The organism is Corallococcus sp. AB018 (genome assembly GCF_003986945.1).
Lineage (GTDB): Bacteria > Myxococcota > Myxococcia > Myxococcales > Myxococcaceae > Corallococcus > Corallococcus exiguus.
The window spans coordinates 1-21,567 of the sequence record NZ_RAWR01000098.1 but is presented as its reverse complement, the minus strand read 5'-3'; the positions used below and the strand labels follow the sequence as shown (position 1 = coordinate 21,567).

Annotated in this window: 19 protein-coding genes; 8 read left to right on the top strand and 11 right to left on the bottom strand. The window is 70.5% G+C overall.

The window, feature by feature from the left end; genetic code table 11:
• Positions 1-77: 77 nt before the first annotated feature.
• Positions 78-4,205, top strand: coding sequence for a DUF3857 and transglutaminase domain-containing protein (locus D7Y11_RS21485; RefSeq protein WP_158641979.1), 4,128 nt, complete (start codon positions 78-80; stop codon positions 4,203-4,205).
• A gap of 229 nt (positions 4,206-4,434) precedes the next feature.
• Entirely contained in the window at positions 4,435-4,866 is a 432-nt protein-coding gene (locus D7Y11_RS21480) for a cupin domain-containing protein (protein WP_121754069.1), read from the top strand.
• Between the two features lie 73 nt (positions 4,867-4,939).
• Here D7Y11_RS21480 and D7Y11_RS21475 read toward each other — a convergent pair whose 3' ends face one another.
• Genes D7Y11_RS21475 through speD form a run of 7 tightly spaced genes read right to left on the bottom strand, consistent with a single transcriptional unit; the run spans position 4,940 to position 12,038 of the window.
• The gene (locus tag D7Y11_RS21475; protein WP_126934646.1) at positions 4,940-6,205 is read right to left on the bottom strand and encodes a low specificity L-threonine aldolase; all 1,266 of its coding nucleotides are present in this window, start codon (positions 6,203-6,205) and stop codon (positions 4,940-4,942) included.
• 26 nt (positions 6,206-6,231) lie between these two features.
• Positions 6,232-7,863: an FAD-dependent oxidoreductase gene (locus tag D7Y11_RS21470; protein WP_199745979.1), complete on the bottom strand. Its 1,632-nt coding sequence runs from the start codon at positions 7,861-7,863 to the stop codon at positions 6,232-6,234.
• Positions 7,854-9,350, bottom strand: a complete 1,497-nt coding sequence (locus D7Y11_RS21465) for a polyamine aminopropyltransferase (protein ID WP_121754066.1) — start codon at positions 9,348-9,350, stop codon at positions 7,854-7,856. Before D7Y11_RS21465 ends, D7Y11_RS21470 begins: the two co-directional genes overlap by 10 nt.
• A gap of 13 nt (positions 9,351-9,363) precedes the next feature.
• On the bottom strand, positions 9,364-9,591 hold the full coding sequence (locus tag D7Y11_RS21460; RefSeq protein WP_014393984.1) for a DUF350 domain-containing protein: 228 nt from the start codon (positions 9,589-9,591) through the stop codon (positions 9,364-9,366).
• Complete coding sequence (locus D7Y11_RS43860) at positions 9,591-9,752, bottom strand: hypothetical protein (RefSeq protein WP_014393983.1); 162 nt, start codon at positions 9,750-9,752, stop codon at positions 9,591-9,593. The genes D7Y11_RS21460 and D7Y11_RS43860 overlap by 1 nt, the downstream gene beginning before the upstream one ends.
• 22 nt (positions 9,753-9,774) lie before the next feature.
• Positions 9,775-11,691 carry a DUF4178 domain-containing protein gene (locus D7Y11_RS21455; protein WP_126934645.1) on the bottom strand — a complete coding sequence of 639 codons (1,917 nt, stop codon included), beginning with the start codon at positions 11,689-11,691 and terminating at the stop codon, positions 9,775-9,777.
• Positions 11,688-12,038, bottom strand: coding sequence for an adenosylmethionine decarboxylase (gene speD / locus D7Y11_RS21450; protein ID WP_120577377.1), 351 nt, complete (start codon positions 12,036-12,038; stop codon positions 11,688-11,690). The genes D7Y11_RS21455 and speD overlap by 4 nt, the downstream gene beginning before the upstream one ends.
• A 75-nt stretch (positions 12,039-12,113) precedes the next feature.
• Here speD and D7Y11_RS21445 point away from each other — a divergent pair, with 75 nt between their 5' ends.
• The 5 genes from D7Y11_RS21445 (at position 12,114) to D7Y11_RS21425 (ending at position 15,286) form a co-directional block, all read left to right on the top strand.
• On the top strand, positions 12,114-12,812 hold the full coding sequence (locus D7Y11_RS21445; RefSeq protein WP_120577376.1) for a peptidylprolyl isomerase: 699 nt from the start codon (positions 12,114-12,116) through the stop codon (positions 12,810-12,812).
• Entirely contained in the window at positions 12,809-13,543 is a 735-nt protein-coding gene (locus D7Y11_RS21440; RefSeq protein WP_126934644.1) for an alpha/beta hydrolase, read from the top strand. The genes D7Y11_RS21445 and D7Y11_RS21440 overlap by 4 nt, the downstream gene beginning before the upstream one ends.
• 24 nt (positions 13,544-13,567) lie before the next feature.
• On the top strand, positions 13,568-13,984 hold the full coding sequence (locus tag D7Y11_RS21435; protein ID WP_120577374.1) for a secondary thiamine-phosphate synthase enzyme YjbQ: 417 nt from the start codon (positions 13,568-13,570) through the stop codon (positions 13,982-13,984).
• 96 nt (positions 13,985-14,080) lie between these two features.
• Complete coding sequence (locus D7Y11_RS21430; protein ID WP_120577373.1) at positions 14,081-14,509, top strand: MarR family winged helix-turn-helix transcriptional regulator; 429 nt, start codon at positions 14,081-14,083, stop codon at positions 14,507-14,509.
• 30 nt (positions 14,510-14,539) lie between these two features.
• Entirely contained in the window at positions 14,540-15,286 is a 747-nt protein-coding gene (locus D7Y11_RS21425; protein WP_126934643.1) for an NADPH-dependent F420 reductase, read from the top strand.
• Positions 15,287-15,301: 15 nt separating this feature from the next.
• On the opposite strand, the gene D7Y11_RS21420 is transcribed toward D7Y11_RS21425, so the two are convergent.
• The 4 genes from D7Y11_RS21420 to D7Y11_RS21405 form a co-directional block, all read right to left on the bottom strand.
• Positions 15,302-17,107, bottom strand: coding sequence for a L,D-transpeptidase family protein (locus D7Y11_RS21420; RefSeq protein WP_306770450.1), 1,806 nt, complete (start codon positions 17,105-17,107; stop codon positions 15,302-15,304).
• A 210-nt stretch (positions 17,108-17,317) separates the two neighbouring features.
• Positions 17,318-18,679: a sigma-54 dependent transcriptional regulator gene (locus tag D7Y11_RS21415; protein WP_126934642.1), complete on the bottom strand. Its 1,362-nt coding sequence runs from the start codon at positions 18,677-18,679 to the stop codon at positions 17,318-17,320.
• Positions 18,676-20,091, bottom strand: a complete 1,416-nt coding sequence (locus tag D7Y11_RS21410; protein WP_126934641.1) for an ATP-binding protein — start codon at positions 20,089-20,091, stop codon at positions 18,676-18,678. The genes D7Y11_RS21415 and D7Y11_RS21410 overlap by 4 nt, the downstream gene beginning before the upstream one ends.
• A 73-nt stretch (positions 20,092-20,164) precedes the next feature.
• A complete protein-coding gene (locus D7Y11_RS21405) occupies positions 20,165-20,626 on the bottom strand; it encodes a hypothetical protein (protein ID WP_121754065.1) in 462 nt (153 codons plus the stop codon).
• A 336-nt stretch (positions 20,627-20,962) separates the two neighbouring features.
• Here D7Y11_RS21405 and D7Y11_RS21400 point away from each other — a divergent pair, with 336 nt between their 5' ends.
• Positions 20,963-21,220, top strand: a complete 258-nt coding sequence (locus D7Y11_RS21400) for a hypothetical protein (protein WP_126934640.1) — start codon at positions 20,963-20,965, stop codon at positions 21,218-21,220.
• Positions 21,221-21,567: the final 347 nt, after the last annotated feature.

Here is a 21,567-nt window from a genome sequence, read left to right as displayed (position 1 = left end):
CGCGCGATTCGTTAGGCTTTGCGCCCCGCGCCCTCCTTTCCACCGGTCCCCGTCTGGAAGGGCGCGCTCCCACGCCCATGCGCAATGCCTCACCGGTTCCGGCCCGCCGGAATGTGACGTCCTCCACGCTGCTCTGCCTGCTCCTCGCCTCACTTCCCGCCCTGGGCGCCGAGCGCGCCTTGCCCTGGGAAGGGCCGGCCTTCACGGCTTCCGCCTCCGCCATGGCCACCAGCGCCGCGAAGCTGCCCGCGCCGGCGGGGGGCGGTGACGTGGAGGTCCTGCTGCGGGAAGGGAACTACCAGGAGCTGGGGCCCCACCGCTGGCGCACCACCCACCGCAACGTCTTCCGCATCCTCACCGCCGCGGGCGTGCGCCAGTGGGCCGAGGCCCGCGCCGAGTGGTCCCCCTGGCGCCAGCAGCGCCCCGTCCTCCGCGCCCGCGTCATCACGCCGGATGGGAAGGAGCACCCGCTGGATGAAGGGACGTTGCACGACGCGCCCGTGGAGGACTCGGCGCCGGACGTCTACAGCGACACCCGCGCGTTGCGCGCGCCGCTCCCCTCGCTGCGGCCCGGCAGCATCGTGGAGATGGAGTCGGTGGTGGAGGACACGCAGGCGTTCTTCGACGCGGGCGTCGTCACGCACTTCTACTTCGCCAGCCCCGTGCCCGTGCGCAAGGTGCGCCTGGCCATCGACGTGGCCCCCAGCACCCAGCTCGCGCTGCGCGTCCAGGGGCTGCCGCTGGAGCCGCTGCCGCAGCACCAGTCCGACCGCAAGCGGCTGAGCTTCGAGGGCGGCCCCTACGCCGCCGTGACACCGCTGGAGGCGGACCTGCCCGCGGCCCAGGCCTTCCAGCCGCACGTGGCCTTCTCCACGGGCCGCTCCTGGAACGAGGTGGCCCGGGCCTATGACACCATCGTGGAGGAGCAGTTGGATGGCGCGTCGCTCCAGGCCCGGGCCCGCGCGCTCGCGAAGGGCTCCAAGGACCGTCGCGTCGTGGCGCAGCGGCTGCTGGAGGAGGTGCGGGAGTCGGTGCGCTACACGGGCCTGGAGTTCGGCGCCGCCGCCATCGTTCCCGCTCCGCCGAAGCAGGTGCTCGCGCGCCAGTACGGCGACTGCAAGGAGATGTCCACGCTGCTCGTGGGCCTGCTGCGCGGCGCGGGCATCCCCGCCCACGTGGCGTTGGTGCGCTCCGGGCGCGAGGACGTGCCTGAGCTTCCGGGCATGGGCTTCTTCAATCACGCCATCGTCCACGTTCCCGGGACGCCCGCCCTGTGGATCGACCCCACGGATCCAGGCGCGGAGGCCGGGATGCTCGCCCCGGAGCTTCAGGGACGTCACGCGCTGGTGGCCGCGCAGGACACCCAGGGGCTCACCGTCATCGACGAGGCGCCCCCTTCGGCGAATACCGCCCTCTTCACCCGCACCGTGGAGCTGTCCGACGAGGGCCCGGCCCGCGTGAAGGAGACGCGCGAGCTGTCGGGCTCGCTGGCGGTGCAGTACCGCCGCCTGCTGCGCGCGGTGCGCCCGGACGACCTGCGCCGCAACCTGGAGGCGCTCGCCACCGCGCAGTACCAGGGCACCCTGGAGGGCCTGAAGCACACGTCGCTGGAGGAGGGCACCGGCCCCTTCCGGCTGGAGCTGGACGTCGCGTCCGCGCGCTTCGCCACCACGGGCTGGCGCGGCGTGCGCGTCCCCCTGCGGCTCGACTCGCCCCTGGCCTGGCTGCCGGACTCACTGGACGACGTACGGGAGCTGCTGCCGGACGAACTGGGCCGCAAGCCCGCCCTGCCCTCGAAGCGCAAGGCGGACCTGGTGCTCCCGGTGGCCTACCGCGCGGAGGTGCGCTACCGCCTGCGCCCGCCCCAGGGCTTCGGCGTGCGGACCGTCCCCCGCGACGAGACGCTGTCCCTGGGGCCCGCCACGCTCGCGCTGGCCTACACGCGCGAGTCCGACGGCGGCCTCAGCGCCACCTTCCGCTTCGACACCGTGAAGCGCCGCTACACGCCGGACGAGGTGACGGCCTTCCGCACGGCGCTGGCCACGTTCGCGCACCGGGCACCGATGGAGGTGGAGTTCGAGGACCGGGGCGCCCGGCTGGTGGAGGCGGGGCGGGTGAAGGACGGCCTGGACCTCTACGAGAAGCGGCTCACGTCGCGCGCGGATTCGGCGCAGGTGCGCGCGCGCTACGCCGGCACGCTCTTGCGGTTGGGCTTTGGCGAGCAGGCCCGCATCGAGGCGCGCCGGGCCGTGGAGCAGCAGCCGTCCTCGCCGCTGGTCCACCACGTGCTCGCGTGGATCCTGCAGCACGACCCGCAGGGACAGCCGATGCTGCCGGGCGCGGACCTGGAGGGCGCGGTGGCGGCGTGCCGCAAGGCCATCGCGCTGGAGCCGGACAACATCTCCGCGAACGTGCTCCTGGCGGACCTGCTGGAGCACAACCGCGAGGGCGAGCGCTTCGGCCGGGGCGCGCCTCTCGCCGAGGCGGTGGCCACCTGGCGCCACCTGCGCGATGACCTGCACGCACAGGACGTGGACGACCGGCTCATCGCGGCCCTGTTCCGCTCGGGCGCCACCGCCGAGGCGCTGGAGACCGCGCGCAAGGCCGCGCCCTCCGACCTGCGGACGAAGGTGCTGGTGATGACCACGGCGGAACGCCAGGGCATCCCGGAGGCCATCGCGGCGGCGGACCTCGAGTTCGAGGGGCCGGACGCGCGCCGCCAGGCGCTGGCGCTCGCGGGCAATCACCTGCTCACGCGGGGCCGGGCCGGTGACGCGGTGAAGCTCTTCGAGGCGGCGCTCAAGGGCGCCTACGACCCGGACCGCCAGTTCCAGCTGGAGCTGGCGAAGAACGCCCGCGACGGCAAGAACGCGAAGGAGGAGAAGGGGCCGGAGGCGCTGGTGCGCCGCATCGTCAAGGCGGCCTGGACGGCGCGCGACGCGAAGGACTTCAAGGCCACCATCCGCCCCTTGCTGTCCAACCGCGACCGCGAGGACAGCACGCTGGACCGCAAGCTGGAGCTGCTCCAGGCCCAGGCCTCGCGCTTCTCACGGACCTCCCTGGACACCGTGGGCGAGTCCTCCATGGCGGACCTCGCGGTGGCCGCGCTCGACCTCAAGGTGGAGGGACAGGAGAAGATCGGCTACCGGGTGCGGCTGAAGTTCCTGCTGGGCGCACAGGTGTACGAGGACGCCTGGTACATCGTGAATGAGAGCAACCAGCTGCGCCTGCTGGGCTCGGTGACGGATCCGCGCCCGCTGGGAGCGGAGGCGCTGCGATGGCTGGATGCCGGCAAGCTCAAGCAGGCCCTGGTGTGGATTGAATGGGCCGTGGCGGACACCCGCGCGGTGGAGCCGACGGGCCTGTCCCCCCTGGCCTCCTTCGCGAACACGCTGCGGGGCTTCTCCGGAGCGGAGGGCGTGACGCACCTGCGCGCCGCATGCGCCTACCTGGGCGCGAGCACGGGGGACGCGCGCGTCCTCGCCGCGCTGCGGGCCCAGGCGCAGTACGCGTCGGGCCAGGAGCGGCACCGGCTGATGATGGCGCTGGCGGTGGCCACGCGGGCGAACGGCCAGAGCCCGAACGCCGAGGTCATCCTGGACGAGGTGCGCTCGGACGTACCGCAATCCGCGGATGCCTTCTGGCTCAAGCGCGAGATGCTCTCTGAGAGCGGCCGGTGGGCGGAGCTGCGCCAGGTGTCCGAGAGCCGGCTCGGGCTGCTGCACACGGACAGCCTTGGCTTCGAGTCACTGATGCTGGCCTCCCTGAACCTGGGCAACTGGGCGAGGCTGGACGAAGCCACGCGCGAGCTGATGGACCTGGGAGGCGGGGGGGCTGATGCGTACCGGACCCTGGCCTGGGCGGCGCTGTACCGCGGCCGGGTGAGGCCCGAGGACATCGCGTGGGCCCAGAAGGCCGTGCGCCTGGGCGCGGAAGGAGACACGACGCCCACCGCCCTGCTCGCCGCGCTGCTGGCGGAGTCCGGCAAGCTGGTGGAGGCACGAAAGCTGGTGGACGACGCCATGGACCTGGGCGGCGCGGACACTCCGGCAAACGCGGGCCTGCTCTACGTGAAGGCCCGGCTCGCGGAGTCCTTCGGGCTGACGGAAGCGGCCCGGGGGCTCTATCGCGCGGTCCCCCGCGACGACACATCTGACTCGCGCTCGTTCCACCGGCTGGCGCAGGCCCGCCTCAATCGCCGGTGAGCCACCCTGCGGGTTTCCACATGGGTCCACAATCACCGGATGCTTGCTGCCTGATCAGAAAATGCGACCAGCAGCGGCGTTCGCGAACAGCCGCCGTGGAATCTTCCTGAGACAAAGGGGCGGTTTAAAGACAACAACCCGACACGTGAGACTAACTTGCAAGGTTTTCCTTCCTGGGCGTTATCATGGTTGAAGACACACAGACGCAGGGCTGAGCGAGGAGGCTGTCATGTCCGGAACGGCGATGATGAATGGACTGGTTCACACCTCGGACCTCGAGTGGAAGCCGCTCGGGCCTGGAACGTCCTACCGCCTGCTGCGCGTGAGCGCGGAGACGGGTGTGTGGAGCGCCATCCTGAAGATGGAGAAGGGCGCCGTCTTCGCGCCGCACAAGCACCTGGGACCGGCGGAGATCTTCATCCTCTCCGGCTCGACGCAGGACCGCCTGGGCATCACCCGCGCGGGCGACTACGAGTTCGAGCCGCTGGGCGCCGAGCATCCCGCCACCACCGCGCTGGAGGAGTCGCTCGTGCACTTCACCGCGCACGGCCCCATCGCGTTCCATGACGACAAGGGCCGCATCGTGATGCTGCTCGACTCGGAGTTCTTCCTGAAGGCCCAGGAGCAGGAGCCGCAGTACAGCATCAAGAAGGCGGCCTGACGCACTGCAAGGCTGTGTTTCACACGCCGGGTGTCTGACTTTGACACCCGACGTCACGGCAGGCGGCCAGGTATCAGGCCGCCTCCAGCAGGCGCAGGAAGGCCCGGGCCGCGTCGGCGTCGCTGATGGAGCCCAGCCCCTCGCTCACCTGCAGCTCCGTGGACACGACGCCGGGCACGCGCGTCTGTCCGAAGCCTCCCGCCACCCAGACGCGGTCCTCACGCGCGATGCGGTCGCGCTGGCGGCTGTACGCCTGGGGTGAGCCGCGCAGGAACACGTGGAACAGGTTCGTCTGCACGGGCTGCGGCAGCACGGTGACGCGGGAGTCCGCCGCGATGAGCGTGGTGAGCGCCTTCGCGCGCTTCACGTAGCCGGGAATGGCGGTCAGCGCCGCGTCGAAGCGCATGGCGGCGGAGGCCACCAGCGGGGCCAGGTGGAACAGGTTGCCGCCGTGCCGGTGGCGCCACACGCGCGACTCCTTGATGAAGTCGCGGTTGCCCACCAGCATCGCGCCGCCGATGCCGCCCACCATCTTGTAGAAGGACACGTAGACGGAGTCGAAGCCCTTGCAGATGTCCGCGTAGGAGCGGCCATAGAAGGGCTGGCTCTCCCACAGCCGCGCGCCGTCCATGTGCAGCTTCACCTTCTTGTCGCGACACGTGCGCTTGAGCTCCTGGAGCTGCTCCCACGTCTGGAGCTGCCCGCCCAGCCAGCGCACCGGCAGCTCCACGCTGACACTTCCCAGCGTGTCGCGCGCCTGCACCACGTCCTCCGCCAGCAGCGGCCGCGTCCACGGGCCCAGGTTCACCGCGCGCAGCTGGTGCAGCACGGAATAGGCGTCGTCTTCATGCAGCACGTGGTGCGACGACGGGTGCACGCCCACCGTGCGCACGTTGCTCGCATCCGCGTAGATGCGCAGCGCGATGAGCTGCGCCATGGTGCCCGTGGGCATGAAGCACGCGTCCTCGAAGCCCAGCAGGTCCGCGAGCTTCTTCTCGAAGGCCTGCACGAAGTCGCCGTTGCCGTAGAAGTCGCTGGTCAGCTTCTGGCGCTGCATCCACTCGCCAATGCGCACGTACTCCGCGCCGTCGTCGGACGTGGAGCTGACGGGCAGCGACGCGGTGCAGCCCTTGCGCAGCTGTTCGTACTCGGCTTGGGAGACGGGCTTGGGAGCCGCCTCCGCGGCGGGGACGCCCGCGAGCCCCGGCGACTTGACGGTGCGCAGGGACGGCGTGCCTCCGTCAGGAGCCGCCTGGCTCCGGGTCGGGAACAGCGTAGAGCCCGCGAGCAGGCTGGTGAGTCCGAGGAACTCCGCCCGGCTGAAGCGACTGTCCTTCATGTGCCCTTCCCTCCCGCTTCCAATGGCTACAACCAACTGGCGCTCTTTAGCCCCATTCCCGCCAGGGCCCGCTCCGCGGCCTGAACGCCGAACCAGTTGGCCTCTTCGAAGAGGGCCATGCCGCCCAGGTCCGTGTGCGCGAAGTGCAGGTGCCGCCCCAGGCTCTGTTGCGCGGCGCGGCGAGCTTCGCCCCAGAGGAAGCCCGGCTGGGGCCGCACCATGGCGTGACCCCAGCGTTGCACCTCCAGCCGCTGCGCGAGCGCGCCCACCCCGGGGTGCGCCGGCAACAGGTCCGCCATCACCAGCGCCTCCCAGTCCCCGTACGTCGCGGAGAGGGCCTGATTGCGCTCCGCCTTCACGTCCGCGCCGGCCATCGGCAGGTACCAGGTGAGCACCGTGGGCCCGCGCGAGTCCTGGCGCAGCGACTGGTGCGTAGCCACCACGTAGCCCAGGCTCCGGCTCTCGTAGAAGACGTTGTCCCAGGCCAGCGGGAAGCCCCGAGACGCCGGTGGCGCGGACACCGTCAGGTTCGCCACCACCCACGGGCTGTAGACGAAGGCGTCCATCCACGCGGGTCGCGCCTCGCGCCACGGCGCCACCACGTGCGCGGCGACGAAGCGCGGGCACGCCAGCACCACCTGCCGCGCACGAAAGGCCCGGGGCGCCCCGGTGCGCGCATCCAGCGCGTGCACGCGGCAGCCGTCCTCTCCCGGCTCCACCGTGTGCACCAGCACCTGCGTCTCCAGCTGACGCGGACCCAGCGACGACGCCAGCTGCTTCACCAGCCGGCCGTTGCCCTCGGGCCAGGAGAGGAAGCCGTCGCTGCGCTCACCCTTCCCGTTCTGCCGCGCGGCGAAGTACCAGATGCCTGCCCAGGCGGAGACGTGCTCGGAGGTGGTGCCGTAGTCGTCGCGGCACGCGTAGTCGACGAACCACTTCAGCCGGGGCGAGCGGAAGCCCTCCGCCGCCATCCACTGCGCCATGCTCAGCGCGTCCAGCGCGGTCCACTCCGCGTCGTCGCTGGAGAGCGCCACTGGCACCGCGAACGCCTTGCGCCCCTTCGCGTCGCGCGCGGCGGCGAAGGTGTTCATCCGCGCATCGAAGCGCTCCAGCTCCGCCAGGTCCTCCGGGCTCGCGCCCGCGCGCAGGTACAGCCCTTCGTACCAGTGGCCCCTGTAGAAGACGCGCTCGTCGGGCTCCTGGATGAGCAGCTCCTCCGCGAACGACGGATGGCCTTCCGCGTCCACGCCGGTGACGGCGTCCATCTCTCGCAAGAGGCGCATCACCGGCCCTTTGTCCTCCAGGGGGGACGGCAGGTAGTGCGCGCCCCACGGGAACGCGGACACGGCGTTGCGGCCCGAGCGGGACGTGCCCCCGGCCTCCGTCTCCAGCTCCACCACGCGCAGGTCCTTCACGCCCGCGGCGGACAGGCGCCACGCGGCGGACAGCCCTGCCGCGCCCGCGCCGACAATCAACACGCCCACCGGCTCGAAGTCCTGCGCGCGCGGCAGCGGCCCTGTGCGCAACTTGTGACCGGTATCCACCGCCCGGTCCACGATGGCGCCCGGCACCGGCGCGCGAGCGGCCTGCCGCGTACAGGCGCTCGCCACGGAGGCGCCCAGGAACGCGGCCACCAGCTCGCGCCGCGTCAGTTCCACCGGCGCCACTCCTCTTCGTAGTAGTGCACCAGCACCTGGTTGTTCAGCCGGTTCACCTCCGCCGGCAGCGGGGACATGTCCGGGGAGAAGCGCGTGAGCCCCTCCAGCGTGTCCTCGTCCAGGAACGCCAGCCCCTCCGGCAGCGGGCGGTAGCGGCCGGGCCGGTCCTGCGCCACCAGCACGTAGCCCCACTCACCGAAGGACGGCACCAGCGCGTGGTATGGCTGCGTCCAGAAGCCCGCGGCCTTCAACGTGGTCTCCACGCACCAGAACGAGCGCCGCGCGAACAGCGGGCTCGTGCTCTGGATGACCGCCACGCCGCCCGGCGACAGGTGCCTCTTCAAAATCTTGTAGAAGCCCGTCGTGTACAGCTTCCCCAGCGCGAAGTTGTTGGGGTCCGGGAAGTCCACGATGACGACGTCCCAGGCGTTGGCGCCCTCGGCCAGGAACTGCATGGCGTCCGTGTTGATGACGCGCATCTTCGGGTGCGTCATGGAGTGGTGGTTGAGCGCCGCCAGCTCCGCGTAGTTCGTGGCGAGCCCGGTGATGGCGGGGTCCAGGTCCACCAGCGTGACGGACTTCACGTCCGGATACTTCAGCACCTCGCGCGCCGCGAGCCCGTCCCCGCCGCCCAGGATGAGCACGTGCTCCACCTTCTGCGCGCGCACCATGGCCGGGTGCACCAGGGACTCGTGGTAGCGGTACTCGTCGATGCTGGCGAACTGGAGGTTGCCGTTGAGGAACAGCGAGAAGCCCCGCTTGCCGCGCGTGACGATGATGCGCTGGTAGGGGGAGCTCGTGGCGTGGACGACGTCATCCGCGTAGAGCTGGTCCTCGTAGAACGTGGTGAGCCGGTCCCCCATCGCGAAGCACACCAGCAGCCCCGCGCACAACGCCACCGCCTTGATGCGCAGGCGCACGGGGTTGGCCAGCACGGGCGCGAGCAGCCACGTGCTCCACAGCCCCACGCCCGCGTTGAGCAGGCCGAAGAGCAGCGACGTGCGCACCAGCCCCAGCTTCGGCACCAACAGCAGCGGGAAGGCCACGCTGGCCGCGAGCGCGCCCAGGTAGTCGAACGTCAGCACCTGGCTGACCAGGTCCTTGAACTTGAGCTGGTCCTGCAGGATGCGCAGCAGGAGGGGAATCTCCAGCCCCACCAACGTGCCGATGAGCAGCACGCTGCCGTACAGCACCACGGGGAACACGCTGGTGAGCGTGAAGGTGAGGAACAGCATCGGCGCGCACAGCCCGCCGACCAGGGCCACGGCCAGCTCTATCTCCACGAATCGCTGGGCCACCCCGCGCTCCACGAAGCGCGACAGGTAGCTGCCAATGCCCATGGCGAAGAGGTAGCCGCCAATGACGGTGGAGAACTGGGTGATGCTGTCCCCCAGCAGATAGCTGGCGAGCGTCCCGACGATGAGCTCGTAGATGAGCCCGCACGTCGCGATGACGAGGACGGTGAGGAAGAGCAGCGTCTTGTTCAAAGCGTCACGTGTTTCAGCCGCTGATGGCCGCCGCGATGATGATGGCCAGGCCCAGGATGAACGAGCCGATGACGATGCCCAGGGCGGTGTTCTGGTCGACCTCGATTTCCTTGTGCACGTCGTACGGCAGGATGAGGCGGATGACGTAGAAGCCGGCCACGAACACCACCAGGCCGATGAGCGAATAGATGACGCTCGCCAGCACTCCCTGCAGGGTGACCACCACTCCGAGCAACAGCATCACTTGCCTCCCATGAATCCACCGGTCCACAGCAGCACGCCGCCGGGACCGCGCTTCACGTCGCCGGTCACCCGCCCGCGCTCCTCGTCACTGAATGGGGCCCAGCCCGTATAGGTGGCCCACGCATACGCCACGAGCACCAGTCCGCCCAGGTACTTCATCGTCCACCTCCCAGCCCGCGCACTACAGGTTGCTTTCCTTCCAGCGCTCGGTTTCGAAGCTGTGGGCGCCGAAGAACGACAGCGCCGGAATCACCAGCAGCAACACCAGCGCGATGATGAACCAGCTCTCGTTGGGCGTGTCGTGCGTGAGCAGCACCTGGTAGCTGAGCACCGGCCCCAGCGAGGGGCCCGTGAGCTTCAGGTTCGGGTCGAACGACGTGGTCGTCCGCAGCACGTACTTCCCCTTGGGCAGCGACGACAGGAACACGCTGCCATTCTGCCCACCCTCGCTCCAGGAGCCGTCGCTGTCGCGCCCGTGGTAGTAGCTCACCTCTTCGTAGAAGCTCACCACGTCCTGCGTGTCCTGGTTCACCAGGTCGCCCTGCACGCCCACCCAGGAGTTGTCGAGCGGCTGCGACATGTGGATCTCCGCCCGCACGTTGCCGTCCCGCAGAAGCTCGAAGGGCTCGCTGAAGTGCATGGCATCCGGGGAGCCGGAGGTCGCGGTCCGGGGCAGCGTCACCCGCAGGTCCAGCACCCGCGCATTGAGCGCGCGCGCGTGGAGCAGACCCGCCAGGGCGAACAGGCCCAGGAGCCACACCGCGGACCAGCGCAGCGTGCGCATCATCGACTCGCGGCGCAGGTTGGGCTGGCTGGGCGCGATGCCCCGGGGCCTGGGCAGCGGCTCCTTCAGCTTGAACGCGTCGCGCACCTTCTCCGGGGAGAGGTACTCGCCATGCGTGTACGTGACTTCGTTGTCGGTGGCGTCCTCGTTCACCGAGTACGGCGGCGCGACGTACTCCGTGGCGCGCGCCTTCTCGCCCTGGAAGACCTTCCAGTAGAACTCGCCCACCACCGCGTCGGTGACGGCGGTGACGGACTGGAAGGCCTTGTAGCGGCGGCGTTCGTAGAAGGCGGACACCTGCGGCACGACGCTCGCGTCACCGGCGGCCATGGGCGTCAGGAACACCCAGTGGCCGTTGGACTCCATCAGCCAGGTGAAGCCGCGCGCCGCGTTGTAGAGCAGGTACTCCATCCACGGGTAGCGCGTGCCCTCCACCTCGCACGAGCGCTCCTGGTAGCCGATGCAAATCCACTCCGTGCCGTCGAGCGTGCCCTTCTGCCCCAGGGCGATGGCCGCCGGCAGCTCCGGCTTCTGGAGCAGCTTGAGGAAGGCCAGCTTGCCCTGCGTCACGCTCATCAGCGCGCCGCAGTACGGGCACGCCACGCGCATCGCCTGGTCCGGCGCGCGTAGCTCCAGCGGGCCATTGCAGTTGGTGCAGCGCGCCTGCTGGAGCTGGGCCTTGCGCACGCGAGGGCGCAGCTCCCCCGCGGGGATGCCCAGTTGCTTGAGCTCCAGCCGCTGCCCCAGGAAGACCTCCGGGTCGCGGTCGCGCCTGCCGAAGTCCAGCGTGACGAACAGGCCGCGCGGGCCGGTGGCGTCCACGTAGTAGCTGTCCGCCTCTGGATCCACGTCGCTGGGGAGCTGTCCCTCCGCGGCGACGACGCGCCCGTGGCCGCGCTCCTCCACCACCAGCGGGCGGTTGCGCAGGCGCAGGCGGTCACCGGGGTGGAGGTGCTCCAGCTCGATGCCCTCCTCCACGCCCGCGTCGGAGAGCAGGTGGAAGGCGCCCTCGGACTCGCTGAGCCAGCCGGTGCGGCCGTCGGCCATCTCCACGTACCACTCGTCCCAGGGGCCGGCGCCGTGGTCCTTCTGGAGGTGTCCGACGATTTGATACGAGGTGCCGTTGACGCGGCCCTCCAGCCCCAGGCGCAGCGGAGAGTCCGTCTCCACGATGCGGGCCACGCGGCCGTGGTCCTCCAGCTCCGCGCCCACGCGGGCCACCATTGTCTGGCAGTGGCCGCACACCACGACCTGCGCCGACCCGGCGGAGAACTCCACGCTCGCGCCACACGACGGACACGCCCCCTGCGTCACGCCTCCACCCCTCTCGACAGCTCGCGCACGCGGCACGACGTGGCGCCCAGATGCTTCGCCGCCAGCGCGGCGAAGTCCGGACGCGCGCGGGTGCGGCAGCAGTAGACGTTGAGCGCGGCGAAGCCATGCTCCGGGAAGGTGTGGACGGTCAGGTGGCTTTCGGCCAGGAGCGCCAGGCCGGTGACGCCGCCGGGCTCCGGGAAGACGTGCCACTGCGGCTGGCCCACGACCTTCAGGTCCATCAGGACGACCAGCTCCTCGAAGAGTGCCGCCAGCGCGGCCGCGTCCTTGAGCCGCTCCGGCGCGCAGCCGCTCGCGTCAACCAGCCATTCCTGTCCGGTTGTCACAGGGGAAACCTCCGGGAGTAGAGACCCTCTTTAACACGCTGGAGCCGGGTCGAAAGCCGCTAGGATGCCCGCCCCATGCGCACCCGATTCCTGACCGCTGGACTCCTCTGCCTCGCCCTGACCGCGTGCTCCAAGGACAAGGAGCAGCCGCCCGCGGCGAAGGCCCCCGCAGCACAACCGGCCCCTCGCACGGTGAGCCTGCAGACGGACGCGGCCTCCGCGAAGGGCTTCCAGAAGAAGGCCCTGGAGGGCCAGGACCTCTGGGCCACGATGGAGACGAGCGAAGGCACCGTCGTCATCAAGCTCTTCTCCAAGGACGCGCCCAAGACGGTGGCGAACTTCGTGGGCCTGGCCACGGGCGAGCAGCCGTGGATCAACCCCAAGACGGGTGAGCGCGAGGAGGGCAAGCCGCTCTACGACGGCGTCCTCTTCCACCGCGTCATCCCGGACTTCATGATCCAGGGCGGCGACCCCACGGGCACCGGCCGGGGCGACCCGGGCTACCGCTTCGGGGACGAGTTCAAGAGCAACCGGGACTTCGACAAGGAGGGCCTGCTGGCCATGGCCAACGCGGGTCCGGGCACCAACGGCAGCCAGTTCTTCATCACCACGTCCAAGCCGCAGTTCCTCAAGGGCAAGCACACCATCTTCGGTGAGACGGTGAAGGGCTACGACGTGGTGCAGAAGATCGCCGGCGTGGAGCGCAACCGGCAGGACCGGCCGTTCACGGACGTGAGCATCAAGCACATCACCATCAGCGACACGCAGCCGTGAGCCTCCGTCCGCGCCACGTGCGCACGAAGCTGGGTGAGCTGGACTGCCACGTGGTGGACGCGCTCCCCGAGGGCGCGACGCCGGAGCTGGTGGTGGTGTTGAGCCACGGCTTTGGCGCGCCGGGCACGGACCTGGTGGCGCTGGCGCCCGAGCTGATGATGGCCGCGCCCCGCCTGGCGCAGGGCGTGCGGTTCGTCTTCCCGGAGGCGTTGCTGTCACTGGACGCCCTGGGCATGCCCGGGGGCCGCGCGTGGTTTGAGATTCCCATGGCCATCCTGATGGGCCAGGGACGGGACTGGCCGCAGTACTCCCAGACCGTGCCGCCGGGGATGCCCGCCGCGCGCCGGGCGTTGATGAGCGTGGTGGCGGCGCTCCAGGTGCCACTGAACCGCGTGGTGCTGGGAGGCTTCAGCCAGGGCGCGATGATGTCCACGGACGTGGCGCTGCGGCTGGAGGAGTGCCCCGCCGGCCTGTGTCTGCTGTCCGGGGCCATGGTCGCCGGCAAGGAGTGGGAGCCCAAGGTCCGGGGCCGGCCATCCCTGCCGGTGTTCCAGGGGCACGGCCGGCAGGATCCGGTGCTGCCCTTCCAGGAGGGCGAGCGCCTGCGCGACCTGCTGACGGGCGCGGGGCTGCCGGTGGAGTTCCTGCCGTTCGACGGAGGGCACACCATCATCACCGAGGAGCTGGAGCAGCTGGCGGCGTTCCTCGTGAGGCAGCTGGACGGGCGCTGACCCGCGGGACACGGAGGGTTTCGCGTGTATCAGGCGAAGGAGCTGACGGTGTCCACGCGAGGCCGAGGCCTGGTGGACATCACCGGTGAGGTGCAGCAGGCGGTGAAGGGCACGGGCATCCGCGAGGGCCTGTGCACGGTGTTCCTGCACCACACCAGCGCGTCGCTGATCATCGGCGAGAACGCGGACCCCGTCGTCCAGCGCGACCTGGAGGCGTTCTTCTCCCGGCTGGTGAAGGACGGGGATCCGCTGTTCCAGCACGACGCGGAGGGGCCGGACGACATGCCCGCGCACGTGCGCACGGTGCTGACGCAGCTGTCCCTGAGCATCCCGGTGAAGGACGGCGAGGCGGACCTGGGCACGTGGCAGGGCGTCTACGTCTGGGAGCACCGCACGTCACCGCACCGCCGCCGCGTCACGGTGTCCGTGCTGGGCGGCTAGAGCACGGCGCCCCCCTCCCCCTGACCGGCTGGAAGCAGTTGATCCACGACACGCCCCCGATTATCTAGCGCGCTAGACAATAGCGCACGAGAGAACGTGGCCTTGGAATCGAAAAGCGTCGGCACGCAGCTGTCTTTCGCCCTTTATGGCGCGGCCAACCGGATGGTGCGGCTGCACAAGCCGTTCCTTGAGCCGCTGGGCCTGACGTTCCCCCAGTACCTCGTGATCCTCGCGCTGCTGGATGGTGCGCCCCTCTCCGTCGGCGAGCTCGGCGGCCGCCTGGACATGGACACGGGCACGATTACGCCGTTGGTCAAGCGGCTCGATGCGGCGGGGTTCGTCACGCGGAAACGCGACCCTGCCGACGAGCGCCGGGTGATGGTGGACCTGACATCCCGGGGCCGCGCCCTTGAAGCCAAGGTCCGGGGCATCTCCGGGAAGATCAAGTCGGCATGCCAGCTGTCCGACCGGGGCCTGGACGAGCTTCGTCGCACGCTCGAAGCGCTCGCGCACCCGGCGGAGTGAAGACCTCAACAAGCAGAAGGAGATTCCATCATGAAGATTGGCATCGTCGGCGTTGGACACATCGGGAAGACCCTGGCGCGCAAGCTGGGTGCGGCCGGGCATGACGTGAAGGTGGCCAACTCGCGTGGCCCGGAGACGATCGAGGCCGATGCGCTGGCCTCCGGTGCACGCGCGGTCACGGCCGCGGAAGCGGTGGCCGACGTGGACGCCGTCATCCTCTCCATTCCCCTGAACCGCCTGCCCGGGATCGCGCCGCTGATCGCCAGCGTCCCCGCTGGGACGGTGGTCATCGACACGTCGAACTACTACCCCGCCCGTGACAGCAAGATCGCCGCCATCGAGGCCGGACAGGTCGAAAGCGTGTGGGTGGCCGAGCTGCTGGGCCGGCCGATCGTCAAGGCGTGGAATTCGATTGGCTCCGCGTCTTTCGCGACCAAGGGAATGGCTCCGGGGAGCCCGGGGCGCATCGCGCTCTCCGTGGCGGCGGACCGGGACGCGGATCGCAAGGTGGGCATGGCGCTCGTCGAAAACACCGGGTTCGACGCATTCGACGCGGGCACGCTCGCGGAGTCGTGGCGGCAGCAGCCTGGCGCGCCGTGCTACTGCACGGACCTCACCCGAGAGCAGCTGCCGGCGGCGCTGGCGGCAGCCGAGGCGGCGCGCCTGCCCAAGCGGCGCGACCTGGGGGTGGCGGCCATCACGGAACGGGTCGGGGACGGCACCACGAATCCCGATGCGGAGTACGGGGTCCGCCTCAATCGCGCGTTGTTCATGTAGCCCTTCGACAGCCGGCTAGAGGTCGCGCACGGTGGCGACGACGGGGGCGCCCTTGCGGCGCTTCTTCGGCGCCTCGTGGGCCTGTCCTCGGATGCGCACCCAGGTGCCGGGGTCGTCCGGCATCGCGTGGGCCATGGACCAGCCGGTGGGCACTTCCGGCGTGGTCCAGCCGTAGAGGGCTCGCGCGTCCTTGGGGGCCAGGTTGATGCAGCCGTGGCTCACGGGTTCGCCGAAGCGGTCGTGCCAGTAGGCGGTGTGCAGGGCGAAGTCGCCCTCGAAGAACATGGTCCACGGCACGGTGGCCACGCGGTAGCTGGCCTTGCCCATGCTGCCCGTCATGTCTGCTTCCGCGAACTTCACCCAGATGCGGAAGAGACCTTCTGGCGTGTCCGTGCCGGGTTTGCCGGAGGAGATGAGCGTGGCGTAGACGGGGCGGTCGCCCTCGTAGGCGATGAGCGTCTGGGACTCCAGGTCCACGTCCAGCCAGCGCGCTCCAGGCGCCACGATGGACGGTGACGCCAGCGACCACGCGACGTGCAGGTCATCGCGCGCCACCCAGTGGTCCTCGGCGATGCGGACCCACTGGCCGTCGGGGGACAGCTCTCGCACGGAGACGAGCGTGCGCGGCGGGAGGGTCGTCTCTCGCTCCGCTCGCGCGTCCGGGGCCTTGCGCACCACCACGTCCGTGCGAGGCGCGGCGCGGGACTGGGCCCAGCCGAAGGGCATGGGCAGGGACGCGAGTGCCTCCGCGTCCAGGCCGCTGAAGTCGGAGGGGCGGTGCTCACGCAGCACGCGCGCTTCGAAGTACTGACCGTCGGAGGTGCGCCAGAAGGTGCGGCGGCCGACCTTCACCTGGCCCAGGAGCTTCACGGTGACGGAGCCCTTGAGCAGCACGCCCTGCTTCTTCCGGCGGGCGAGAGCAAGGCTTGGATAGGCGCGCACGCGGTGGCCCACCACGCGCGCGTAGACGCCGGGGGTGAGCGCGCCCTCTTCCACTCGGGGCAGCGGGCGGACGCGGGGCTCGCGGAAGTTCTGTTCCAGGTAGCGCTCGCAGACCCAGCCACGCGGTTGCAGTTGCACCCAGGTTTCGCAGTCCGGCCCGCGCATCGCGCCCTGCCACTTCACGCGCATGTCCTGGGCCACGGTGCCCAGCGAAGGTGAGTCCTGCCGGGGCTCGGAGCGCACCGCGATGGAGCGGCGCACACGCAGCGACCCCGCGTCCGGCGCGTACGGGATGGCATAGGGCTCCATGCCCGCGTCGACTTCCGTGAGCGGTGCTTCCGCGACCGTGTCCTCGTCACCGTCGGCCCCCGTGATGGGCGTTGCCGGGGGCGGACCGTGGATGTCTGTCCCCGCGTTCGCGACAGGCGCGTTCGGGTCGGAGCCCATGGCGATGTCAGGCGAACCCGGAGCGCTCCCGCCGTCGAGCGCTTGCGCGAGGGCCTCCGCATCGGTCGCGGTGGCGTCGTCGTCCGCGTCGATCAACGGCTCGCCGTCCGGCCCCAGCTCCAGCACGGGGACCTCGGACTCGGTGATGACCTGCGGCTCCTCTTCGCCCGGAAGGGCACCGGTGTTCGCGCCAACGGAGATGGATTGCGCCAGCGAGAGCGCACTGCCCGCGTCCTCGTCCTCCTGCTCCTCCATGACGTCAAGCAGCGCGGGAGCAGCCGCATGCGTGACGCCACCGTCATCAGCGGGCTCGGGCGCGGTGGCCTGCCATGCGGAGTGGAGTGCCTGCGCGGACTCCATGGGCACGGCCTCCGCCTCGGGCACGGGGGCCTGTGCTGTCACGGTGCCCGCGTCCACCGGTGCGGCGGGCACGGGGGGCTCCACCGGAGCGCACGCGAAGAACAACAGGGGGAGTCCGAGGGGGAACCAGCGGCGGCGCATACGGGCCGCAACGGTACGGGTCCCCGCTGACATCCTCAACGTCGGCTCAGGTGCGATCTCCTGCGCGCGGAAGCGCGTGGGTGGGCAGGGCTTGCGCCCTGAACGGCGATTGCCACGAACGGCGGAAAGCGCCGCCGCGGATCAACTCCGCCCCTCCGCGGGCGGAATCCCTTCGGGCGACTCCGGCGCCTCCAGGAGCTTGTAGAGCGTCTTGCGGTCCACGCCCAACAGGCGCGCCGCTTCGCTCTTGTTGCCCCCCACGTGCTGGAGCACGTGCGCCGCGTAGCGCCTGGACAGCTCCGCGAGGCTCGGCAAATCCCCCGCGAGTCCCGTCAGCCGCTTGGGCGCGTCACCGATGGGCTCCGGGAAGTCCGGCGGCCCCAGCACGCCCGTCACGTTCAGCGCGAGCGCCCGCGCCATCACGTTCTCCAACTGCCGCACGTTGCCCGGCCAGTCGTACACCGTGAGCCGCGCCATCGCGTCCGCCGTCACCACCGGCCGCACCCCGCCCCTCGCGTGCAGCGACGCGAAGTGCTCCACCAGCGCCGGGATGTCCTCGCGCCGCTCGCGCAGCGGCGGCAGGTGCAGGTGCACCACGTCCAGCCGGTACAGCAGGTCCTCGCGGAACAGCCCCTCCGCCACCCGCGCCTTCAAATCCTTGTTCGTCGCCGCCAGCACCCGCACGTCCACCTTCACCGGGACGCTCTCGCCCACGCGGCGGATCTCCCCCTCCTGGAGCACGCGCAAGAGCTGCGACTGGACCTTCATCCCCACGTCGCCAATCTCATCCAGGAACAGCGTGCCGCCGCTGGCCTCCTCGAACAGGCCGCGCCGCGCGCCCGACGCCCCCGTGAAGCTGCCCTTCGCGTGGCCGAACAGCTCGCTCTCCATCAGCGACTCGGTGATGGCGCCGCAGTCCACCGGGATGAACGGCCCCGACGCGCGCGCCGAGCGCTTGTGCAGCGCCCGCGCCACCATCTCCTTGCCCGTGCCCGTCTCACCGGTAATCAACACCGGCACGTTGCTGGTCGCCGCGCGGGCCACCTGCTTGTAGACCTCCAGCAGCGCCGGGCTGCGGCCCACCAGCGACGTGCGCTCCACCTGCTTGCGCAGCGTGCGGTTCTCCTCCACCAGCCGCTTCTGCTCCAGCGCGCGCTTCGCCACCCGCATGATGGCGTCCACGTCGAACGGCTTGGACAGGTAGTCGAAGGCGCCCAGCTGGATGCTGTCCAGCGCGCCCTCGATGTTGCCGAACGCCGTCACGACAATCACCGGCGTGTCCGGCAGGTTCGACTTCACCGTCTGGAGCACCTTCAGGCCGTCGCCCGGGTCGGGCATGGCCATGTCCGTGAGCACCAGGTCGAAGGACTGCTCGCCCATCCGCTCCGCCGCGCCCTTGGGGTCCGGCGCCTGCGTCACCGGCCCCAGCACGCCCAGCAGGCGCTGGAGCAGGTCCCGCGCATGCGGATCATCATCGACGACGAGGATTCGGGCTGTGCTCATGAGGCCTTGCGGATGGAGTGGGCGTCGGACTCCACCACAAGCGGCGCCGGAGTGCGCGCCACTCGTGCGAACCGCACGCGGATCCGCGTGCCCTTGCCCTCTTCTGAATGAACCGTGAGCGTGCCGCCGTGCGCCTCCACCACGCGCCGGGTGGTGGCCAGCCCCAGGCCGTGCCCAGGAATGCCCCGCACCTCCGCGGCCCGGAAGAACGGCTGGAACAGCGACGCCTGCGTCGCCGCGCTCATCCCCAGCCCGTTGTCCGTCACCTCCACCACCGCGTCCGCCCCCTCCGTCGCCACCCGCACCTTCACGCGCGGATCCGGCCTCCCCGCCGTGTATTTCACCGCGTTGGACAAGAGGTTGCGCGCCACCACCTGGAGCAGCTGCGCCGGACAATCCACCAGCACGCCCGGCTCCAGCTCGCGCTCCAGCGACACGCCCAGCGCCGTCGCCGTCTGACTCACCTCCAACAGCAGCGTGCTCACCGCCGTGTCCAATTCCCCCATCGTCCCGTCGCCCCGGGTGCCCGCGCGGCAGAAGCGCAGCAGCGCTTCAATGAGCTCCCCCATGCGCACCGCGCTGGATTCGCACTGCGAAATCATCTCCAGCGCGCCCGGGTCCTTCACCGCGCCGGAGCGCCGGATGAGCGTCAGATAGCCCTTGAGCGGGGACAGCGGGCCCATCAGGTCGTGCGCCACGCGCCGGGTGAACGCATCCAGCTCCTGGTTGTGCCGCCCCAGCTCCTCCAACTGGCCCTGGATGGTGGCGTCCTGGCGCTTGAGCAGGGAGATGATGTGCCAGCCCACCAGCATGGACAGCAGGATGGCCAGCAGCGTGGTGGCCGCGCCCAGTGCCGTGTTGCGCACCCGCAGCGTGCCCAGCCGCCCCACCAGCACGCGCGCGTCGGACGCGTTCTCCGTGGCCAGCTGTCCCGCCAGCTGGTCCACCTCCGCCGCCAGGGGACGGATGCTCTCCACCAGGTGGCGCCGGGCGCGCTCCGCGTCGCGCTGCCGTGAGAACACCGCCGCCGCGCGCACCTGATCCGCCAGCCCCTGGCACGCGCCGTTGAAGCGCAGCCAGATCTCCTTCTCGCCGGGCGGCAGGTGGCGCATGTACGCCTCCGAGGACTGGCGGATGCTGCCCAGGATGTCCTCCATCACCGCGTCGGCTTCCTTGCGCTCGGCGTCGCCGCTGGAGCGCACGTGCGCTTCGATGGCGGACTCCAGCGCCATCACGTCCACGCGGATGCGGCCGATGAGGCTCGCGCGCTCCAGGGCCTCCAACACCAGCGCGTCCACCTGACGCCCGGTGCGCACCTCCGTCAGGAGCATGAAGCCGGTGACGCCCGACAGGAGCATCACCACGAAGAAGAAACCCGCGCGGTATCCACGGATGGGGGTCCGCGAGTTCATCGCCACGGGGACGCTCCTTGGGTCGACAGAGGAAGAACCAGCGGGCGTCCCGTCACGGATGCCCACGCGAAACTCACGGCACCGGCCTGGCTGCCTCGGTGGAGGTGGCACCCGGCAGGGGCGGCTGGGTGCGCCGCCGCGCGCGCTCCAGCGCGGACTCGTACCAGACGTCCGACAGCTCTTCGTGCAGCGCCGCCAGCTCGCGCTGCCGCGCCAACAGCTGCGCGTTGTGCTCCTCCAGCGAGTGGCGCTCCGTCTCCAGCCGCGCCAGCTCTTCCGTGGCGGTCGCTCGCGCCTGCTCCGCCTCCGCGCGCGCCTGCTCCGCCTCCGCGCGCTCCTGCGCCAGCTCTTCCAGCGCGGACTCCAGCGCCGCCAGCTTCGCCGCCAGGGCCTCGGTGCGCTCGCGCTCGGACTGGAACTCGCGCTGCCAGCGCTCCGTCTCCAACACCTGGGCCTGGAGGCGCTCGGGGGGAATGGTCGCGGCGCATCCCACTCCCAGCCACGCCACACTCCATGCCACCAGCAGGTGCCGCATACGCCATCTCTCCCGACACCTGGCCGCGCGACATGCACGACGAGGACGTCCGGGCTTCATGCTCCCCTTCATGTCCCGGCGCGTGGTGCTCGGAACGGAAGGTTGCGGTGCAGCTTGCAGAAGAGCGTCGTTGCCGTCAAAGCAACGTGCGCCTGCCTGGGGAGCTTGCACCCATTGTTGCAATCGCAACTGAGGAGTTTCTCCCCATGGCGGATCCGCTCCTACCTGGAGAACCCCGCGAAGTTGCTCAAAACCGGTGCTGGCACGGCGAGTGCTCAAGGGTCATGGCATCAACCGATGCAATTCCGCGTCGGCGTGTCGTCCCCGGAGCCATCCATGAAGACCGTCATCGTCGCCGCCCTCTTCGCCGCCACCACCGCGTTCGCCAACACCCCGGCTCCCGCCGCCGCCCCCGCCGCGCAGCCGGCTCCCGCCGTCGAGGCGAAGACCGAGGCCGCCGCCCCCGTCGAGGCGCAGGGTGAGGTGAAGACCGAGTCCAAGACCGAGACCAAGCACGAGGGCAAGGCCGGCAAGAAGGGCACGAAGACCAAGACCGAGAAGAAGACCACCACCGAGACGAAGACCGAGGGCTGATCCCTCGCTTCACTCGCGCCCTGTCCGCCTCCAAGGGACGGACAGGATGCGGTCCCGGCAGGGGCGCTCTCCTCACGAGGGCGCCCCTGTTGTCGTTTGGGCGTGGGAGCTTGCGCGCGAGCGGGCTCCACGTGACGGCGAGTGAATAAACAAACCTCCGCCCCCCTCTAGAGCCGCGATGACGATGCCCGGCGCACTCCAGCGCGGGCCGTCTGTCACGAATCCGAGCCCATCATCATGAAGACCTTCCTCGTCGCCGCCCTGTTCGCCGCCTCCGCCGCCATCGCCTCCCCGCCGCCCACCAAGGCGCCCACGGATACGCGGGGCCCGGTCAGTCCCCCCGCGAC

Coding starts and splice junctions, on each gene's coding strand:
- D7Y11_RS21485 (WP_158641979.1), top strand. CDS start 78: ATGCGCAATGCCTCACCGGTTCCGGCCCGCCGGAATGTGACGTCCTCC.
- D7Y11_RS21410 (WP_126934641.1), bottom strand. CDS start 20,091: ATGAACTCGCGGACCCCCATCCGTGGATACCGCGCGGGTTTCTTCTTC.
- D7Y11_RS21415 (WP_126934642.1), bottom strand. CDS start 18,679: ATGAGCACAGCCCGAATCCTCGTCGTCGATGATGATCCGCATGCGCGG.
- D7Y11_RS21480 (WP_121754069.1), top strand. CDS start 4,435: ATGTCCGGAACGGCGATGATGAATGGACTGGTTCACACCTCGGACCTC.
- D7Y11_RS21460 (WP_014393984.1), bottom strand. CDS start 9,591: ATGCTGTTGCTCGGAGTGGTGGTCACCCTGCAGGGAGTGCTGGCGAGC.
- D7Y11_RS21475 (WP_126934646.1), bottom strand. CDS start 6,205: ATGAAGGACAGTCGCTTCAGCCGGGCGGAGTTCCTCGGACTCACCAGC.
- D7Y11_RS21445 (WP_120577376.1), top strand. CDS start 12,114: ATGCGCACCCGATTCCTGACCGCTGGACTCCTCTGCCTCGCCCTGACC.
- D7Y11_RS21425 (WP_126934643.1), top strand. CDS start 14,540: ATGAAGATTGGCATCGTCGGCGTTGGACACATCGGGAAGACCCTGGCG.
- D7Y11_RS43860 (WP_014393983.1), bottom strand. CDS start 9,752: ATGAAGTACCTGGGCGGACTGGTGCTCGTGGCGTATGCGTGGGCCACC.
- D7Y11_RS21400 (WP_126934640.1), top strand. CDS start 20,963: ATGAAGACCGTCATCGTCGCCGCCCTCTTCGCCGCCACCACCGCGTTC.
- D7Y11_RS21405 (WP_121754065.1), bottom strand. CDS start 20,626: ATGCGGCACCTGCTGGTGGCATGGAGTGTGGCGTGGCTGGGAGTGGGA.